This is a genomic window from Bacteroides caecigallinarum (assembly GCF_016901995.1).
Taxonomy (GTDB): domain Bacteria; phylum Bacteroidota; class Bacteroidia; order Bacteroidales; family Bacteroidaceae; genus Phocaeicola; species Phocaeicola cellulolyticus.
Window position 1 is genome coordinate 25,659 of sequence record NZ_JACJLE010000035.1, and the last position, 19,999, is coordinate 45,657.

A 19,999-nucleotide genomic window follows, 5' to 3' on the forward strand; every position below is an offset into this window, starting at 1 on the left:
TTATGTTGTGTTCTTACAAATATAGTAGAATGTTATTAGTCTTGCAAACTTTCTATAATCCAAAGCAGTACTGGGGTACTTCTCTCGAAGTACCGGCAGCACTGCTAAAAAGGAAACCAAAGTTATGAAGAACAAAGAAGTTCCTGATTTATAGAATGAAGTTGTTTCTAAGTTATTCGTATCTCAACGCTTCTATTGGGTCAAGACATGCGGCTTTCTTTGCCGGATACCATCCGAAGAAAACACCGGTGAATGTACATACTGCAAACGACAGGAGAACACTCCAAGGTTGAACATATACCGGCCAGTTGGCTACTGTCTTTATTATGTATGATGCACCGCATCCCAGTATTACGCCAATCAATCCTCCGGTGATACTTATCAGTACTGATTCTATAAGGAATTGCGACAGAATGTCGATACCTCTTGCCCCTACTGACATTCGCAGACCGATTTCTCTGGTACGTTCGGTTACTGAAACATACATGATGTTCATAATACCGATACCGCCCACTACTAGTGATATCCCTGCAATGCAGGCCAGAAGTGTCGTCATCAGGTCTGTAGTTGTATTAAGCATGGAACTTAACTCCTGTTGTGTTCTTATTGTGAAATCGTCGTCGTCGGTTTCTTTCAGCTTGTGTTCGCGGCGAAGTATATTTGTTATTTCGTCAACCGCTTCTTCTGTCATGTCCTCAGTCAGTGCCGATGCGAAAACTCCGCTCAGATATGTCTGTGCCAGAAGACGTTTCATCACGGTAGAGTAGGGTGCCAGCACTACATCGTCCTGGTCCATACCCATTGAGTTGTATCCCTTTGATTCAAGAATACCTATAACCCTGAGTGGAACCTGATTGCATCGTATTACTTTACCTATAGGGTCGGCACCGTCCGGAAACAGATTTTCAACGATTGTTGAACCTATTACGCAAACTTTTGCTGCTGTGCGTATATCTTCTTCCGTAAACATTTCGCCTTGTTCTATTTTCAGCTGTCTGATGTTTAGGTATCCTATGCTGACGCCGCTTACAGACGACGGATAGTTGTTGGCTCCTGATATAAGCTGTCCGCTTGCAGATACGTTAGGACTGATATCAGATAGGAAAACACATTCGTCTCTGAGTGTTTCGTAATTTTCAAGTTTCAGAGTCTGCATGGATGAAGCGTCCTGTCTTACTCCTCCTCGCATTTCACCTCCCGGATGGATCATGATCATGTTCGAACCCATCTCCGAGATTTGTTTCTGAATGCTTCGTTTTGAGCCTTGTCCTATTGCCAGCATGGCTATCACCGACGCTACACCTATTATTATGCCAAGCATCGTAAGGAATGCCCTAAGCTTGTTGTTGGATAGTGCTCTGATAGCTATTTTAAAAAGATTTGTTCCGTTCATTGTAAAAATGTTTTATTGTTCCGCATCAGTCCTCATCATTTTTTGGCAGTGCGGCAAGTGCCTCTGCTGCCGAGAGGATATTGTTGTTTACGGTATCTTCAATCACATGTCCGTCGCGCAGGCGAATGTTACGGCTGCTGTACATTGCCAGTTCAGGATTGTGTGTAACGAATATTATAGTCCTTCCTTCGGCATGCAGTTTCTGGAAGAGTACAAGTATTTCAAACGATGTACGTGTGTCAAGGTTACCGGTAGCTTCGTCCGCCAGAATTACGGCCGGATTGTTTACCAGTGCTCTGGCTATTGCTACACGTTGCATCTGTCCTCCGGACATCTGGTTCGACTTGTGCTCCAGTCTGTCGCCCAGTCCCACGGCTATCAGAGCTTCAATGGCTCTTCTGCGTCTTTCGGCTGCCGATACAGACGGGTTATACATCAGTGGCAACTCTACGTTTTCTACTGCAGTCGTTTTAGGCAGAAGGTTGTAGTTCTGGAATACGAAACCTATTTTTCTGTTTCTCAGTATAGCTCTCTGAGGTTTGCTCATTGTTCTCACAGATACTCCGTCCAGAAGATATTCGCCGCTTGTAGGTGTGTCCAGACATCCAAGTGTGTTCAGCAAAGTAGATTTACCTGAGCCTGATGTACCCATGATAGTGACAAACTCGCCCTCTTTAATGCTGAACGATACTCCCCTGAGCGCATGTACCGTTTCGTCTCCCACACGGAAGTTTCGTTTTATATTCTGTAATTCGATTACTGTCTTGCTCATGGTGATTAATCCTTTATTATTAAGATTATTTCTTCTTGTTTCTTCCCGGAGGGCCTGGCATGAATGGATTCTGTTCGCCGCCTGTCTCTACCATTTCCGGCATTTCACCTTTTACTATTGTTTCTGTAATGATTTCAGTACCTTCGCTGATACCTGAAACTATTTCAGTGTTAGAACCGTCGCTCATACCGGTCTTGACAGGGTGTGCAGTCAGTGATGTTGCATCCATTGTCCACACTTTTTTTGGCGAGTTGCAGTCATTTATGGTCTTTCCTCCTGCCAGCTTCTTGTCAGGTGTAAATCGGAGGGCCTTGTTCGGAACTACAAGAACATTCTCGCGTGTATCTGTGAAGATTGTCACGTTTGCTGTCAGTCTTGGTTTCAGTTTCAGGTCAGGATTATCTGCAGTGATTACAACCTCGTATGTCACAACGGTTTCAGATGTAGTACTTGTAGATGAGCTTGTACTGTTTGTACTTCCCAGACGGATCTGCTTTACTCTTCCTTCGAACACGTCATTCGGATAGGCATCTACCGTAAATGTAACTCTTGCACTGTCCTTTACTCCTGCTATGTCAGCTTCATCTACATCTGCCACTACCTGCATCTTTGTAAGGTCGGCTGCAATTGTAAAAAGAGTCGGAGTTTCGAAACCTGAAGCCACAGTTTGTCCGGCTTCCACTTCGCGGCTTGTCACTACACCGTCGATAGGCGATGTGATTGTAGTATATGACAGATTTCTCTGTGCTTTTGCCAGTGCTGCCTTACTCTGGTCGTATGTACTTTTCGCACGGCGGTAGTTATATTCGTATTGTTCGTATTCAGTGTCGCTGATAAGTTGTTTCTCGTGCAGAGTCTTGTTTCTTTCGTAAAGCTTTTCCTGATAATTATATTCTGCTTCTGCACCGTCGTATGTAGCTTGCGCTGACTGAAGGTCGCTTATAAGTGTCACGCGGTCCATTTCGGCTATCACTTCTCCCGCTTTAACCACAGAATTATAATCAACATAAATCTTGTCTATGATACCTGATACCTGAGTACCTACTTCTACTTCAGTTACAGGTTCTATAGTACCTGTAGCTGTAATTGAATTGCTGATGGTGCCCTTGTGTACAGCTGATGTGGCGAAACTTATTGTCTGGTTTGATTTTTTTCCACCGAATATCCACAGTCCTGCTCCAGCCAGCACTATTATAGCAGCTGCGATGATGAAAACTTTCTTCTTTTTCATATTTAGTTGTTTTTCCGATTTTCTTTTTGTTTATAATTTAATTTGCCTGTGTCAAAGCTTTATGTCGTTTCCTGCATAGAAATCAAGCAACGCTCTGTCAAGTATAGCCATGTATTTGGCCTGAACACGCTGCTGCTGTGCGCTCAGCAGATTATTTTTTTCAGTAAGCAGTTCCACAGTATTCTTTATGCCGAGATTAAACTGTTCGTTCACTATATCGAAGCTGGTCTGACAGCTTTGTAGCTTGCTGTTGGCTGCCTCATATTGTTGCTGTGCATTCAGTGCATCCAGCCATAAACTTTCTATAGTGGAATAAAGTTCCTTTTGTTTGTTTATCAGGTCCAATTGTGATGAACTGTATGTAATCTGCGCTTTCTGTACTGCACTTTTAGTCTGCCTGTTGTTGAATATAGGAATACTCAGATTTATACCAATCATATTGTTCCATCCGTATTTCATCTGTTCTGCCCAGTTGTTTGTGCTGGCATTGTTTGTCATACTTGATGTTGAGGCCGACAGGCTTATTGTAGGCAGGTACCCGGCCTTAGCTGTTTTTATACCAAGCTTGGCATTGTCTATGCTCAGCTTGCTGCTCTGTATTTCAGGTCTTGATGTCAGTGCTGTATTGTAAACGTCTATCTGGTTGGGCAAAACAGCCATAACATCCTCATCTTTCAGTTCCGGTATGTCAAGAACCATTTCTGTAGTACCGTCAAGTTCCAAGAGCTGTTTTAGTTGGAGTTTGTAATTTCTCAGTGTGCTTTCCGCTGTTACCAGTTGATACTTGTCGTTGCTGGCCTGAGCTTCCAGTTGGGCCACATCCGATTTCGACAGACTTCCTTCGTTAAACAGCTCTACTGCACGCTTGTATGTAGCTTCGCTCACTTCCAGTGTGTTTTTGTTTATCTCTACCGATTCGTTGGCATATAGAATCTGCACGAATAGTTTCGTTATCTCCTCTTGCAGCATGTTTTCTGTTTCGGTCACTGACAACCCGGCTATTTCTTTGTTTGCCTTCTGCTGCTTGATGTTGTTCAGTCGTTGTCCTCCGTTCCACAGTGTCCATTGTGCGCTGAGGCTGTAGCTCCCGTTGTATGTGTTATTGTTGTCGCTGGTGATAATCTCAGTTCCGCTTACGGTTGCACTTGTTTCCTGATACGGACGGTTCACCAGATTATGTCCTGTAGAGAAAGACAGGCTTGGAAACAGTGATGCCTTTGCAGTTTTCACATCCACATCAGCTTCTTCCAGCGAAAGTTTGTTTTGCTGCAGCTGTATGTTTTTCTCCAGAGCATAGTCAATGCAGTCTTGCAGGCTCCAGGTCTTGTTATCCTGAGCATATAGTCCTGTGCTTGAACTTAGGACTGCGATAATGAATAAATCCCTTTGTCTCATTTTTTACTGTTATCTTTAATTCTTTTCTGAGGCAAAATTATTCCTTATATAATATAGAGGCAAAAAAGATAGATTTGGCAAAGAAATATGTGGACCAAACCTTGATTTTTCACGATAAATCATTTACTTTGTAATCATTATAAAAATATATGCTTATTAATTATGAATATAATAGGAATTTATAGATTTTATGCAGACGGTTTCAGGTCTATGACTACAGGACGTGTGCTTTGGTTCATAATACTGGTGAAACTGTTTGTGATGTTCTTTATAATCAAACTGTTCTTTTTCCCTTCTTTTCTGAAAGACAAGACTGCGGAGGAAAAACAGGATTATGTAGGCAATGAACTGATTATACGGGCATCGGACTCTTATGCGAAATAATTGATCAAACTAACTTAATAAAACTTTATTTTATGATTGAAGCTATTGACACTTCTTTGATTGACTGGTCTAGGGCGCAGTTTGCCCTGACGGCCATGTATCACTGGCTGTTTGTTCCTCTCACACTCGGTCTGGCTGTGATAATGGGAACAATGGAAACTGTTTATTATCGTACTGGCAATGAGTTCTGGAAACGTACAGCCAAGTTCTGGATGAAACTTTTCGGAATAAACTTTGCCGTCGGTGTTGCCACCGGACTTATTCTTGAGTTCCAGTTCGGAACCAACTGGAGTAATTATTCATGGTTTGTGGGCGACATATTCGGTGCCCCGTTGGCGATAGAGGGAATACTGGCATTCTTTATGGAGGCTACATTCATAGCAGTTATGTTCTTCGGATGGGAGAAGGTTAGCCGCCGCTTCCACCTTGCATCTACATGGCTCACCGGACTTGGAGCTACGATTTCGGCATGGTGGATATTGGTTGCAAATTCGTGGATGCAATATCCTGTAGGAATGGAATTCAATCCGGATACCATGCGTAATGAGATGGTAGATTTTATGTCCGTAGCATTCTCGCCTGTAGCAGTAGTAAAGTTCTTCCATACAGTTATAAGCAGCTGGATTTTAGGAGCTGTTTTTGTTGTGGGAGTAAGCTGCTGGTATCTTATAAAAAAACGTGAAAAAGAATTTGCCAAGGCAAGCATAAAGGTAGCTTCTGCCGTAGGTCTGTTTGCATCTATTGTGACTGCAGCTACAGGCGACCAGTCGGCATATCAGGTGGCTCAGGTGCAGCCTATGAAACTTGCGTCAATGGAAGCCCTCTATGACGGAAGTGCGCATGCTCCTCTTACGGTTGTTGGTCCTGTGGAAATACCTGAAATGCTTTCGGTTCTTGCCACACACAGTACAGACGGCTTTGTTCCCGGTATAAACGATATAATGAAAGGCGGATACCAGCTTGCCGACGGAACAAAAGCTCTTTCAGTAGATGAAAAGGTGGAACGTGGAAAGATTGCAATCAAGGCTTTGGCCGACTATAGACAGGCTAAAAAAGATGGCAATTCGTCTGAGATGGAAACCTCGCTTAGTCTGCTTAACGAGAATATGCCATATTTCGGTTACGGATATATCAAGGATACATCTACGCTTGTGCCAGACGTAAATCTTATGTTCTGGTCATTCCGTGTGATGGTAGGTCTGGGAATGTATTTCATTGTTCTGTTTGCTGTCCTTCTGTTCCTCACATGGAAGAAAACCTGCAATGTAGATTATCACAACTGGCTGCTTTGGCTGGGAGTGTGGAGTATTCCTCTGGCATACATCGCCAGCCAGGCAGGATGGATAGTTGCCGAAGTGGGACGTCAGCCATGGACTATTCAGGATATGCTTCCTGTTGATGCGGCAATATCCAAACTAGAGACCGGTTCGGTACAGACCACATTCTTCATATTCCTAATCATGTTCACCGTTCTTCTGATAGCAGAGATAGGAATAATGCTCAAGGCTATTAAACACGGTCCGGAGGAGAAATAACACTATATTGTTTTGATAAATATTATTTACATTTGATATGGAATCTACATATATATTCTTACAGCACTATTGGTGGTTCATCGTGTCACTGCTGGGTGCAATACTGGTGTTCCTGCTGTTCGTGCAGGGAGGCAATTCTTTGATTTACCGTATAGGGCAGACCGAAGAAGAGAGAAAGATGCTTGTAAACTCTACAGGCAGAAAGTGGGAGTTTACGTTTACTACGCTTGTAACCTTCGGAGGGGCATTCTTTGCATCCTTCCCATTATTCTATAGTACAAGTTTCGGAGGAGCATACTGGCTTTGGATGATAATACTTTTCACTTTCGTGCTTCAGGCAGTATCGTATGAGTTTCAGTCCAAGCTGGGCAATCTGCTGGGGCAGCGTACATACAGATACTTCCTTATGCTGAACGGTGTGATGGGACCTCTGCTACTCGGAATGGCTGTGTCAACATTCTTCTATGGCTCAAACTTCGAAGTGACAAAAGATAATCTTACCGAACTTGGTATGCCTGTCATCAGCACATGGTCAAACGGATGGCACGGGCTTGACGCCTTTGCCGAGCCATGGAATCTCGTGCTCGGAATGGCAGTGTTCTTCCTGGCAAGACTTCTTGGAGGAATGTATTTCATCAACAATATAGATAATGAACAGATAAATACCCGTTGTCGCCGACAGCTGATTTCCGATGCGGTGCCTTTCCTTCTGTTCTTCCTGGCATACGTGATACGTACATTGCTGAAAGACGGATTTGCCGTAAATCCGGAAACTCAGGCGATAGTGATGGAACCTTATAAGTATTTCAACAATTTCGTTGATATGCCATATCTTCTTGTATTGTTCCTCGCAGGTGTAGTATGCGTGTTATACGGTCTTGGCAAGAGCATCCTGGTTTCAACATATAAGAAAGGTATATGGTTTTCAGGTATAGGAACAGTATTGACAGTCCTTTCTTTGTTGCTTGTTGCAGGGTATAACAATACGGCATATTATCCGTCGTTGACTGATTTGCAGAGTTCGCTCACGATATCAAACAGCTGCTCCAGCCTGTTCACTCTCAAGACCATGGCATATGTGTCAATTCTTGTTCCGTTTGTTTTGGCTTATATAATTTATGCATGGCGTGCTATAGACCGCAAATCTATTACTGCGGATGAGATAAAGAATGATGACCATGCATATTGATGCTTGATTCAGATAAACATATAACAGAATGTGCCGGATAGCAGCTTTCCCTTTTAGCTGTTTCCGGCACATTTCGTTTTGTGTTAAAATATATTATCCCAAGAGTACCTTATGTATAGCATCCTTCAATGCAGGTTTAGGCATAGCTCCCTGAGCCATCTGTGGAGCGCCGGTCATAGGTACGAAGAGTAGTGTAGGTACGCTGCGTATAGCAAATAGTCCTGCCAGTTCCTCTTCCTGGTCAACATCTATCTTATATATGTCTATCTTTCCGTCATATTCCTCTGCCAGTTCATCCAGTACCGGAGCCAGCATCTTGCAAGGTCCGCACCATGTGGCATAGAAGTCTATCAGAGCAGGACGCTCACCAAGGAACTTCCATTCGTTAGGGTTAGTTTCATAATTGGCAACTTTATTCAGGAATTCTTTTTTAGTCAGATGTTTTGCTTTCATAATCAATCATTATTTATGGGTTATTACTTCATTATTTATTAGGATCGTATATCTTTACCATATTCTTAATAATTCGTTCATGGTAGTAATTGTTTTAAGTTTCTGATGCAAAAGTACGCTATTTACGCTATGCAGACAACAGATTATTTCTATCTTTGTATAGACAAAATCTATACAACCATGAATTTACAACAGATGGAATATATTGTGGCACTCGACAAGTATCGTCATTTCGTACTTGCTGCCGAGGCATGCGGTGTTACTCAGCCAACACTGAGTGCCATGATTCAGAAACTTGAAGAAGAACTTGACGTTAAGATATTCAGCCGCGACAGAAGGAATGTAGCTCCAACAGCCATAGGGCAGAAGATAATACGCCAGGCACAGATAGCACTGAACGAATCGCAGAGAATAAAGGAACTTGTATCCGACGAGACCGGTACTATGACTGGTAGTCTGAGGATAGGAATACTCCCTACAATAGCTCCGTATTTGGTGCCTGACTTCATTCATAAATTTCGTGACATGCATCCCGATGTAGATCTGTCTATCGACGAGAAAGAAAATGCCTCACTTGTACGCGAACTTCGTTTCGGAAATATCGATATAGCCATCTCCACCATGCCGGAAGATAGGGAAGGGATATTGGAAATACCGGTCTATATAGAGAAGTTCGTTGCGTATTTCTCTTCGGAGTGCAGCCAGGCACAGAAGATAATAGCAAGCGGAAGCCTGCCTGCCGAACAGATGTGGATACTGAAGGAAGGACATTGCGTACCTAACGGTTCAATGAACTTCTGCAAGAACAAGGATATAGGAAACCACATCTATGAGGCCGGCAGTATAGAAACGCTGGTCAGGATAGTTGACCGCAACGGAGGTTATACCATTATTCCGGAACTTCACATCCCTTTCCTGTCAGACAGTCAGAAAGAAAATGTTGTACACTTGAATGTCACTCCTCCTGCTCAAAGGTGTGTATCCATACTTATAAAAGACGATTTCATAAGGGAACGTGCCGTAAATGCCGTGTTGGAAACAATGAAATCAATAATTCCGGACTATATGATGGAAGAAAGACTCAGAAAACATAAGATAAAACTCCGGTAAATATTTATCGTTACACGTTCGTGTCACTATTGTTACACGTTCGTGTCACTATCGTTACACATTCGTGTTACTATCGTTACACGTTCGTGTCACGATAATCATGTTTGTATGTATTCCTAAAATAATTCCTAAAAACTCTTATCACTCTAAACAAAAAGGCGTTGCCACTTTTTTATGTTTATAAACTTATAGAATAATGATAAGTAAAAAGACTTAGGCTAACTATTTTATGGTATATTTGAAATAAATTGATTGTTTTAATTCTATTTAAAAAACAAATTCTTAATTATGGCAACGATAAAAGTGAAATTTCGTCCTTCATCTGCTCGTAATGACGAAGGGACAATATTCTATCGTGTAATACATGATAGAGTAGTTAGACAAGTTACTACAGGCTACAGGTTATCAAAGGCAGAGTGGAATATATTGGAAAAAGATATATCACTTTCGGAAAATGAAGAAAAATGCAGTAGCAATCTTTTTTCATTGAAAAAGCATATAAATGATGATTTGGCAAAATTCAAGAGTATAATATCTGTGTTGGAATCGTCCGGACAGAACTATACGGCAGATGATATAATATCGTCATACACAAGGAAAGAAAACAACGGCAATTTTATATCCTTTATCCATGATACCATACAGCAACTGAAGTTGGTTGGTCGTTTGCGTACTGCAGAAACATATTCTACAGCTTTAAACAGCTTTTCCAGATTTTGCAGTTTGCGTGGTGATGTTGATTTTAATGATATAGATGCGACTCTCATGATGGAATATGAGGATTATTTAAAATCCAACGGACTTATTCCTAATACAATATCATTCTACATGCGTAATTTGCGTGCGGTTTACAATCGTGCTGTAGAGAAAGGTATTACAGTACAGCGCAATCCATTCAGATACGTCTATACCGGTGTTGATAAAACAGTAAAGCGTGCTTTGTCTGTAAGTATGATCAGAAAAATCCGTGATTTGGATTTACGGAAGTCTCCTTCAATGGATTATGCCCGCGATATATTTATGTTCAGTTTCTATACCCGTGGAATGTCATTTGTTGATATGGCTTATTTAAAAAAGAAAGATCTTCAGCATGGAGTCTTGTCATATCGGCGTCAGAAAACCAATCAGCAGTTGTTTATCAAATGGGAAAAACCAATGCAGCAAATTATTGATAAATATGATACTTCCCAGACACCTTATTTGCTCCCAATAATAAAAGATGTCAATTCTGATGCCCGTCGTCAGTATCATAATGCTTCGCATCTGGTAAATGCAAAACTAAAGAAGATAGGTGTTGCCCTTGGATTGCCAGTAGTTCTTACATCTTATGTTGCCCGTCATACCTGGGCTAGTGTGGCTCATAGTAAAAACATTTCATTATCAGTTATCAGTGAGGCAATGGGTCACGATTCAGAAAACACAACACGAATATATTTGGCATCTTTGGATATGTCTGTTATTGACAAAGCAAATGAAATAATATTAAAATCATTGTAAATATAAACTAGACTAAGTATAGCTATTTATTTGTGAAAATATGATGCTTTTGCAGCTGTTTTTTGTTCATATTATAAATACTTCTCTTTATAAGAGAAGTATTTTTTTATATTGCAAAGGTAAGTATATTATTCAAATTTCAAGTATTTTTTCTATTAAAATGCTGAAAACGGTTGATATCCGTTCACCCAAAACGGTGATATCCGTTCACTTTTCATACTCTTTACCTATGGCGATGCAAATTTATTGATTTTCGTCTGTAACGTTGCAGTTTTGATGTCTTTTTTGACGTAAACTGCTGCCTTGTAGCTCGAAGCGCACACTTGTGTGTACCAGCCTGTCTAATATTGCATCAGCTGCAGTCGTGTTGCCTTTCATCACATCGTACCAGTTAGCAACCGGCAGTTGTGATATGATGATCGTAGCTTTTTGTCCATGGCGGTCTTCTATAATCTCCATAAAGTCAAGCAACTGTTGTCCGTCAAGAACTTTCATTCCGAAGTCGTCCAGTATAAGCAGGTCAGTCTGTGCCAGCTTGGCGAAGAAACGATGCAGAGTACTGGATATGCGGGCAAGGCTTATTTCCTCGAAGAGCCTGTACAGGTTATAATAAGCAACTTTATATCCGTTCATGCAGGCCTGATGACCAAACGCTGTACCCAACCAGCTTTTACCTGTACCGGAAGCTCCCGTAATAAGTATGGACACCCCGTTTTTCACATAGTCACAAGTGGCAAGATTAAGCACTTTCTGCTTGTCTACGCCACGCTTGCTGTCATAGATAACTTCACTTATGGAAGCGTGATAACGGAAGTGTGCTTTTTTTATCAGACGGGCATTCCGGCTTTGATTCCGGTTATCCAGTTCGGCCTGTATAAGCAGTTGCAGGCCGTCCTTCAAGGAGAGCGACTCTGCCTGTCGCGTCTCCTGCATCGTAGCCCAGTAATGTGCCATTCCGGGCATCTTAAGGTTTCTTAGAGCATTGATAATTTCATCCATCGTTATTGGTTTTGAGTGTTAGAAGTCTGTCATTTGAACTGTGATTTCCCACGGATATTACAGTGTTGCGGAGGAGCAAAGGAAGATGTAGGCTGCCCCACACCGGCACACTTGCTTTCCACCAGTGAGCGTATAAAGCGGTAACTGCATCTGTCTACGTTCAGGGCTGTCTCGCAGGCTTTCTGGAAAACGGCCGGATCACTGCTCCTTTGCAGGTTTAGAAGCCCCTCGCAGGTCTTGTAATGAGTCTCCGGAGGCATTGTGGAAGAATAAAATATGCGGCGGATTACATCTCCAAGTATGCCGGATGCACGCTCGGCACGCTCTATGTATGATTTTGCACTCATTCCTCTGTATTCCCGGGAGTTGCTTGCAAGATGCTCCTTTACAATAGTATACTTTCCCCTGTTGTAATCACGTATGTGAGTGGCTACAAGTTCACCGTCCACATATACTTTTACCAGTGTGTGTGTATATGCAACATGTGCAGTTTTGGATATATACTGATACGGCACTGTATAATAGTGCTGGTCACGTCCGAGATAGATACAGCAGTTGGTTGACACCTTCAAATCGGTATATGACACAATCTCAAAATCCCTGTCAGGCAGCGGCATAAGATTTGGCCTGTCTACGGCAAGGAACCGTTCCTCACGCGTGTAAGGATGCTTCTGCATGCGTTTCTGGTTGTGCGCTTTCATTTTGAGCGAGGCTGCCCGGTTAAGCTCTTCCAGTGAATGGAAGGTTTCATTGCGGAGTTCGGCAAACACACGCATATAGACAAGCCTCACGGTCCCTTCCACGTTGCTTTTATCTTTTGGGTGTGCGGGACGTGCCGGTATGATGACCGTGCCATAATGATTGGCCATATCCTCCATTACACGGTTAAGCGAAGGCTCATATCTGTCTGTCTTGACAACGGCAGCTTTAAGGTTGTCAGGGACAAGCATCTTTGGTACGCCGCCAAGATGTTTCAGGCACTGTGTTATGGCATATACAAAGTCTTCCGTGCGTTGTGAACGTACGAAGAGGATATAACCGTAGTCGCTTGCAGGCAGAGTGGCTACGAAAGCCTGGCACTGGACGACCTCACCGGTTTCCATATCAACGTATCCCATGGTATCACCGGCAAAATCGAGGAAAAGCTTTTCACCGCCAGTACGCATGTCAGCAAGTATGGTAGATGGCGATTCCTTTCCAGCCTCTGTGTTCTGATTGTAATGAAAACGGAACTGTGTCAGGCTGTAGTGGTCATCCGGATGCTCATTACGGTATTCCTCCCAAAGCAGCTTCAGCGTGACATGCTTGCGCTTCATCTCCTCCTGAAGATATGGAAGAAGGGCTTTGAATGTTTCAAAACGCTTGTCGCTATATGCAGGATTGCCGCCCTTGAGACGGTGCTCAAGAATGGGATCATCCAACCTGATAAGTTCATCAAGGCTCAGGCTGTCAGCGTTGACCTTGTTCATGTAGTTGTTCACTGTCTCCTTGTTCATGCCGATTATATCGGCAGCCTTGCGGTTGGAGATTCCGCTCTTCTTTAGTAGAAGAAGTTGTTTGATCTGGCTCATATTCTTACTTTTTCCTGCCATAGTCGTATTGTATGAAGATTATATTCTGCATACAAGATACGGGAAAGAGTGGAAAGTGAACGGACATGCCCCGTTTTTTATGCAGGCATCGTCGTTTCTATGAGAAAGTGAACGGATATGCTCCGTTTTCCGAATGTAAACAACTGATTATTGTATTATTACATTCCCATCACTGAACGGATATACTCCGATTTTTGTATAGTAAAACGGATATTTTATCGTAATCACAAACCACTGAACGGATATGCTCCGTTTTTTGAGCGACTTTGGGCATTTTTTAGCAAAAATGAACGGATATGCTCCGTTTTTTATGCCCTTTTCAAGCCCATTTTAGCAATAATTGTGGGTGGATTATGCCGTTCTAAGTGGGTGGGTATGCTCCGTTTTCGCCAATTAAAATTTGAATATTATCACAGTCTAGGTGAAATATCACATATTTCAGGTTTGCGTTTTTAGTTATGCGATTAAAGGAAAAAGATATGTATAACAATAAAAGCGTTTGAATGATTTTACTTATATGCAAAAAATGTTAAACATTTATTGTGTGAAATCAAAGCTTAATATGCTTTTATGTGGGGGTATGTAAGTGTATATTTCTCTTATAAAGAGATGGTTAGTAATGCTAGGAAGTGGAATGTGTATATTGTATTTAAAATGTTAAACTTATAATATTTTTATCATTTTACATAGGATGTATGAATCAGATATTCTACTTCGTAATAACATAAAAATGGACAGAGTTTCGATGTCACTGTATAGTTCAGAATCTCTTTCTGTAGCTGGGAAATGGCGATTATGTAACGAATCAGAATAACTGGTACGGAAGAGAGAAATTATACTTAAGTCTAAGAAAATAAAGATGTTACCTTGGTATTACATATATGTGAAAAGTAACATGCAGGAGCATGTTCTAGATATATTAAAACAAAGATTTAATGTTTTTGTTCATAAAATAACAAAATATAAACGTGTAAAGAAACATGTCGTAAAAGAAGATATTCCTACAATTTCAGGCCTTGTATTTGTACAAGGTAATATGGCTGAAATTCAATCAATTTTAAAAGAACGCTGTTTTGGGATTTATCTTGCAAAAGATAAGAGTACAGGTCGTCCTGCCGTTATACAGGATAAATATATGCAGACTTTTATCCGTTTGTCCCAAATATCTCCGTTCCGCATTAGATTTATGCCACATCCATTGGAATATTATTCCGTAGGGCATCCATTGGTCAAGATAACTTCCGGTGTACTTGATGGACTTGAAGGTTATCAGATCCGTATTTCCCGTAACAAATGTCTTATAACTACAATGGGGGGACTTACTATAGCCATTGGTGGAGTCTATAAGGAAAATTTTGAAAATGTAGATGCAAATTCAGATATAACCGGATTGTTGAGTTCGGCAAACAATATAAAAAAAGAAACATAACATCACAAATATGATAATCGCAGTTGATTTTGACGGGACAATTGTAGAACATAAATATCCTGAAATAGGAAAAGAAATACCTTTTGCGATAACTACCTTGAAACGTCTTCAGGCAGAACATCATATATTGATACTTTGGACAGTTCGTGAAGGAAAGTTGCTTGAAGATGCTGTAGAATATTGTCGTAGCCGTGGCCTTGAATTCTATGCTGTCAATGCCAACCATCCGGATGAGCAACCTAATGAAAATCTTTCATGTCCGTGTCGTAAGTTGCGCGCCGATTTTTTTATTGACGACCGTAATGTGGGTTATCTTCCCGATTGGGGAGCTATTTATGAGATGATTACTAATAAGTTAAGCAGCCGCCGATATTATAGGGAAAGGTATCAGGAATATATGGAGGAAAAAACTTCTTTCTGGAAGAGGGTGTTTGGATGGAAAAAGTGATTGTGATAATCTGACTATAGGTGAAATAATTCACTTATGAGCAGATTTATCTGAAAAATACTCTAAAGATATAGTCTTATATATATTGGTGTAAAATAACTCCAGGTATACTTGAAGAATTAGAAGTTTATCATACGTATACCTTAAGATAAATATCTTAAGATGAATGTAGCAAGAATAAATAAGAAAGAATGTTCAGGATGTAATGCTTGTGCTGAGATATGTCCAAAAGGTTGTATAAAGATGGAGCCTGATTTAAAAGGCTTTTTATATCCCAGAATAAGTGTTGATATATGTATTAATTGTGGATTGTGTAAAAAAGTTTGTCCGTTACAGAACGATAATATAAAAAACAATGAACCTGTTACGGCTTATGCTGCCTGGTGTAGGGAAACAGAAGTATATAAAACAAGCTCATCGGGAGGAGCCGCTTATATTTTTTCTACCTATATATTAAATCATAATGGAGTCGTTTATGGATGTACAGCGGAAGGTACACAAGTAAAACATATTCGTATAGATCGTCTCTCAGAACTTGGAAGATTAAAGGGGTCAAAATATGTGCAAAGTAATGTTTGTGGATTTTATGGACAAGTAAAAGATGACCTAAAAAAAGGAACACCAGTGCTATTTATAGGAACTCCTTGTCAGATAGCCGGTTTAAAAAACTTTATCGGAAGTATTCCTGAACATCTCTACCTAATAGACTTGATTTGTCATGGAGTACCTTCTCAAAAAATGTTTGATGACCATATCCGTCATATATTTAAAGATAAAACGGTGAAATCTGTCAGTTTCAGAAATGGAGAAAAATTCCTTTTGAAATTACAGACTGATGATGGGGAATATGTAAAGCCATTTGTTAAAGACTTGTACTATCGTGGCTTTATTTATGGCATTACTTACCGTGAGAGTTGTTATAATTGTAGATTTGCTTCTATTCAAAGATGTAGCGATATGACAATTGGAGATTTTTGGGGGCTGAAGAGTAAAGATGATATGCTTGTGAAACCACAAAATGGTATTTCGGTTTTATTGCCAAACACAAAAAAAGGATTAAAACTTTTAGGGTGTGTTGTTGATTATTTTTATATTTATGAGCGTAGTGTAAATGAGGCTGTTGAAGGAAATGCACAGCTTAGGCATCCTTATAAACGAAACCTTAGAAGTCGTTTGTTCAGCTTCCTCTATCCTTGTTTTTTCTCTTTTGATTTGTCGTTTTTTTTTTCAGTTATTGATCAAAAAGCTATGGCTTTAGTTAAGCGTTGCTTGAGAATCTTATAATATGGTTTCGGATGTAAATAAAAAAATAGCCCGTAATACATTTTTACTTTATGTAAGAACTCTTTTTACACAAATGCTGTCCTTATATATATCACGCAAGGTACTGGAAGTATTAGGAGTAGAGGACTATGGTATTTATAATGTCGTTGGAAGTGTAATAGCGGCTCTTACTTTTCTCAATGGTTCAATGGCTGTTGCGACACAAAGATTCTTAACTATAGAATTAGGTAATAATAATTTGAAGGCATACAATCAGGTTTTCTGTATGTCTTGTCAGATTCATATAACTTTGTCTTTTTTAATACTGATAGTTGCTGAAACCCTAGGCCTATGGTTTGTGAATAATAAGCTCAACATTCCTGTTGAACGTATTGATGCGGCAAACTGGGTTTATCATACAGCTGTACTGTCTGTAGCATTGGGTATTATTCAGACACCTTATGTGGCCTCTTTGACTGCACATGAACAAATGAATGTATATGCGTATGTTGGGATGGGAGAGACAGTTCTGCGTCTGGCATTTGTGCTTTTACTTCTTAAATTATCAGGAGATAAACTAATATTATATGCTATTCTTATGTTAGTCATTCAGCTCTTTTCTGCTCTTATATATAGGATTTACTGTATCACAAGATACTCGGAGTGCAGATTCTCAGTAGTATGGGATAAAGCATTATTCAAATCATTACTTGGTTTTACAGGATGGAATCTGTTTGGCACATTAGCATGGATGATGAAAGATCAGGGAATTAATCTTTTAATGAATATTTTTGGTGGACCATTTATAAATGCTGCACGTGGCGTATCGTATCAGGTAGCCAATGCTGTTCAGAATCTTGTAAGTGGTTTTGGAACTGCAGTAAATCCTCAACTCACGAAAAATTATGCTTCTGGTGATACTGAAAAAATGGAAAGACTATTAATATCAAGTTCAAAAATATCTTATTATCTACTATGGTTTATTGGGCTTCCCGTAATGCTTGAGATAGGATTTATCTTGAATATCTGGTTGGTAAATGTTCCTGATTACACCGAACTTTTCACGAAACTTATATTTGTAGAAGCTTTACTATCCGCTTTGTCTGCACCGATTATAACCAGTCTTCTTTCTACAGGGAAAATCAAATGGTATCAGATTGTTGTAGGTAGTGTTATGCTTATTAACGTACCAATATCTTATTTATTATACCGAACAGGGATGCCTGTTTATACACCTTTTGTTGTTTCAATTGTAATATCATGGATTTCCTTTGTATTGCGACTATATTTTTGTAAATCTATCATAGGATTTTCTGTAACAAAATACCTGAATTCTGTATTAAGACCTGTATTGATGGTAACATCATTATCATTGATTTTGCCTTTTGCATGTACTATGCTGTTGGATAATAATGTAATTCGATTTATTATTGTTTTAGTTGTAAGTAGCTTGTCAATTTTTCTTGCTGTTTGTGTGATAGGTCTAACGGAAGCTGAAAGATTATATGCGAAATCAATTATAAATTCTAAACTTAGCAAGACTTTATAATGACAAAATCTGTAGGTATCATAACTTTTCATGCCTCACATAATTATGGCTCCATGTTGCAGGCTTATGCCTTACAGCGTGTAATTACAGATATAGGACTTAACTGTGAGATTATAAACTTACGTACAGTCAGGCAAAAAGCATATTATAGTGTAGGAGGTTTTCATCGTGGAACATCTAAAGGAAAAATAAAGAGAAGAATCCTGTTGACACCTTTCTATTATTCATTGATCAATAAGTATATAAAATTTGAGAATTTTCTCAGAAACGACTTGATATTAACATCTAAAGAATATACATCATTAACCGAGTTGGATAACGAATCATTTAAATATGATTATTATATATCTGGAAGCGATCAGATTTGGAATACTACTTGCTTGGATTTCGATTGGGCGTATTATTTGCCTTTTGTTAAGAAAGGTAAGAGAATCGCTTATGCTCCAAGTATGGGTCCTGCGGCCGGAGATAGTGTAAAATCTGAATATTATGATATAATAACACATTATTTGAATGAATATGATGCTTTAAGTGTACGCGAAGATGGTGCAGCCGGATTTATAAAAAGACAGTTCGGACTGGAGGCAAGTGTTAATCTGGATCCGACTCTTCTACTAGAATCAGAGAAATGGGAAGAGATTATTTCTAAAGAGCCTTTGGTGAGAGGAGACTATATATTTGTATACACACCTTTTTTTAATGCAGAAGTATTTGCTTTGGCAGATAAGCTATCCCAAAAATATAAAATGAAGATAGTAATATCTCAGATTTATAATGATTATATATGGGAAAGTTATAAGTTTTCTTTTCTTAAAAGTAATGTGGTTGTAAAAACTAATGTAGGACCTAAAGAGTTTCTGAATCTGTGTAAACATGCACGCATTACTTGTGGAGGTTCCTTTCATTTAGTTGTATTTTCTATATTATTGCATACACCTTTCGTGGTTCTTGACGGATTGAAGGATAATAGGACACTGAATTTGCTTGAGAAACTTGGTCTTAAGCAATGCAGTGTAACTAATAAATGTAACATGGAATGTATGCCAGACCCTTTTAAGATAGATTTCGGCGAGGTGAATATTAGATTAGAGGCATTAAGAGATAAAAGTCTGTTATGGTTAAAGAATGTGCTGAATTAATATGCAAAGTGACATTAAGATTTCAGTTATAGTACCTATATATAACACAGAAAAATATCTTCATCGGTGTGTAGACAGTATTTTAAATCAAACCTTCAGAGATTTTGAATTAATACTGGTAGATGATGGTAGTACTGACAGTTCTAGTGAAATTTGTGAGGAATATGCTAAAAATGACGGTCGGGTGAAAGTTATACATAAAGAAAATGGTGGGTCAGTAATAGCAAGGAAAGAAGGATTAAATGAGTCGGCAGGAGAATATATTATTTTTATAGATAGTGATGACTATATTTCAAACAATATGCTTGAGGTATTATTAGAAGGTACTAATAATGGGAAATATGACCTGGTATTGTGTAATTATAAGGAAATAAATAATTATAAGGAAATTATTAGAAATAACAAAGAATGCAAATCAAATACTGAATATATTATAAATATCATAGAAGGTAATATAGGTGCATACTTGTGGAATAAATTAATAAAAAGAGATCTATTTGCCAAACATGTAAAATTTAATGAAGGTTATGATATGTGGGAAGATATGCAGATTTCTATTCAATTGTTTTTCTATGCTAAGTCAATTAAGATATTGAAAACCGAATCATTATACTTTTATAA

18 protein-coding genes are annotated in these 19,999 nt (G+C 39.5%); 11 read left to right on the forward strand and 7 right to left on the reverse strand.

The genetic code is table 11. The features are described from left to right. Positions 1 to 172: 172 nt before the first annotated feature. The 4 genes from H6A61_RS09950 to H6A61_RS09965 are packed head-to-tail and all read right to left on the reverse strand — an operon-like array spanning position 173 to position 4,791. Entirely contained in the window at positions 173 to 1,393 is a 1,221-nt protein-coding gene (locus H6A61_RS09950; RefSeq protein WP_154043582.1) for an ABC transporter permease, read from the reverse strand. Between the two features lie 25 nt (positions 1,394 to 1,418). Beyond that, entirely contained in the window at positions 1,419 to 2,165 is a 747-nt protein-coding gene (locus H6A61_RS09955; protein ID WP_204393290.1) for an ABC transporter ATP-binding protein, read from the reverse strand. Positions 2,166 to 2,190: 25 nt separating this feature from the next. Further along, on the reverse strand, positions 2,191 to 3,396 hold the full coding sequence (locus H6A61_RS09960; RefSeq protein ID WP_154043580.1) for an efflux RND transporter periplasmic adaptor subunit: 1,206 nt from the start codon (positions 3,394 to 3,396) through the stop codon (positions 2,191 to 2,193). Positions 3,397 to 3,447: 51 nt separating this feature from the next. After that, the gene (locus H6A61_RS09965; RefSeq protein ID WP_204393292.1) at positions 3,448 to 4,791 is read right to left on the reverse strand and encodes a TolC family protein; all 1,344 of its coding nucleotides are present in this window, start codon (positions 4,789 to 4,791) and stop codon (positions 3,448 to 3,450) included. Between the two features lie 162 nt (positions 4,792 to 4,953). Here H6A61_RS09965 and H6A61_RS09970 point away from each other — a divergent pair, with 162 nt between their 5' ends. The 3 genes from H6A61_RS09970 to cydB are packed head-to-tail and all read left to right on the forward strand — an operon-like array spanning position 4,954 to position 7,899. Next, complete coding sequence (locus H6A61_RS09970; protein WP_204393294.1) at positions 4,954 to 5,175, forward strand: DUF4492 domain-containing protein; 222 nt, start codon at positions 4,954 to 4,956, stop codon at positions 5,173 to 5,175. A 32-nt stretch (positions 5,176 to 5,207) separates the two neighbouring features. Then, the gene (locus tag H6A61_RS09975; RefSeq protein ID WP_204393296.1) at positions 5,208 to 6,710 is read left to right on the forward strand and encodes a cytochrome ubiquinol oxidase subunit I; all 1,503 of its coding nucleotides are present in this window, start codon (positions 5,208 to 5,210) and stop codon (positions 6,708 to 6,710) included. A 37-nt stretch (positions 6,711 to 6,747) separates the two neighbouring features. Next, positions 6,748 to 7,899, forward strand: a complete 1,152-nt coding sequence (gene cydB, locus H6A61_RS09980) for a cytochrome d ubiquinol oxidase subunit II (protein WP_204393298.1) — start codon at positions 6,748 to 6,750, stop codon at positions 7,897 to 7,899. Positions 7,900 to 7,992: 93 nt separating this feature from the next. Here the strand turns inward: cydB and trxA are convergent, their stop codons facing one another. After that, positions 7,993 to 8,352: a thioredoxin gene (trxA, locus tag H6A61_RS09985; RefSeq protein WP_204393301.1), complete on the reverse strand. Its 360-nt coding sequence runs from the start codon at positions 8,350 to 8,352 to the stop codon at positions 7,993 to 7,995. 180 nt (positions 8,353 to 8,532) lie between these two features. Between trxA and H6A61_RS09990 the strand changes: the two genes are divergently transcribed. Both H6A61_RS09990 and H6A61_RS09995 read left to right on the forward strand, forming a co-directional pair. Further along, complete coding sequence (locus tag H6A61_RS09990) at positions 8,533 to 9,462, forward strand: LysR substrate-binding domain-containing protein (RefSeq protein ID WP_204393303.1); 930 nt, start codon at positions 8,533 to 8,535, stop codon at positions 9,460 to 9,462. A gap of 288 nt (positions 9,463 to 9,750) precedes the next feature. After that, positions 9,751 to 10,959, forward strand: coding sequence for a tyrosine-type recombinase/integrase (locus tag H6A61_RS09995; RefSeq protein WP_204393305.1), 1,209 nt, complete (start codon positions 9,751 to 9,753; stop codon positions 10,957 to 10,959). A gap of 243 nt (positions 10,960 to 11,202) precedes the next feature. Here the strand turns inward: H6A61_RS09995 and istB are convergent, their stop codons facing one another. Both istB and istA read right to left on the reverse strand, forming a co-directional pair. Beyond that, positions 11,203 to 11,958: an IS21-like element helper ATPase IstB gene (istB, locus tag H6A61_RS10000; protein WP_204393307.1), complete on the reverse strand. Its 756-nt coding sequence runs from the start codon at positions 11,956 to 11,958 to the stop codon at positions 11,203 to 11,205. 29 nt (positions 11,959 to 11,987) lie between these two features. Beyond that, a complete protein-coding gene (gene istA, locus H6A61_RS10005; protein WP_239469176.1) occupies positions 11,988 to 13,550 on the reverse strand; it encodes an IS21 family transposase in 1,563 nt (520 codons plus the stop codon). A gap of 859 nt (positions 13,551 to 14,409) precedes the next feature. On the opposite strand from istA, the gene H6A61_RS10010 reads away from it, so the two are divergent. From H6A61_RS10010 to H6A61_RS10035, 6 genes are all read left to right on the forward strand, one after another. Then, the gene (locus H6A61_RS10010; RefSeq protein ID WP_346342339.1) at positions 14,410 to 14,979 is read left to right on the forward strand and encodes a transcription termination/antitermination NusG family protein; all 570 of its coding nucleotides are present in this window, start codon (positions 14,410 to 14,412) and stop codon (positions 14,977 to 14,979) included. 10 nt (positions 14,980 to 14,989) lie between these two features. Beyond that, positions 14,990 to 15,427, forward strand: a complete 438-nt coding sequence (locus tag H6A61_RS10015; protein ID WP_204393311.1) for a BT0820 family HAD-type phosphatase — start codon at positions 14,990 to 14,992, stop codon at positions 15,425 to 15,427. Between the two features lie 162 nt (positions 15,428 to 15,589). After that, positions 15,590 to 16,711, forward strand: coding sequence for a Coenzyme F420 hydrogenase/dehydrogenase, beta subunit C-terminal domain (locus H6A61_RS10020; protein WP_204393313.1), 1,122 nt, complete (start codon positions 15,590 to 15,592; stop codon positions 16,709 to 16,711). Between the two features lies 1 nt (position 16,712). Next, positions 16,713 to 18,239 (forward strand): oligosaccharide flippase family protein, encoded by a 1,527-nt coding sequence (locus H6A61_RS10025; RefSeq protein WP_239469177.1) that lies wholly within the window; start codon positions 16,713 to 16,715, stop codon positions 18,237 to 18,239. Then, positions 18,239 to 19,378, forward strand: a complete 1,140-nt coding sequence (locus tag H6A61_RS10030; RefSeq protein ID WP_204393315.1) for a polysaccharide pyruvyl transferase family protein — start codon at positions 18,239 to 18,241, stop codon at positions 19,376 to 19,378. Before H6A61_RS10025 ends, H6A61_RS10030 begins: the two co-directional genes overlap by 1 nt. Before the next feature lies 1 nt (position 19,379). Next, positions 19,380 to 19,999: glycosyltransferase family 2 protein (locus H6A61_RS10035; protein ID WP_204393317.1), on the forward strand; the 620-nt coding region annotated here is incomplete at its 3' end.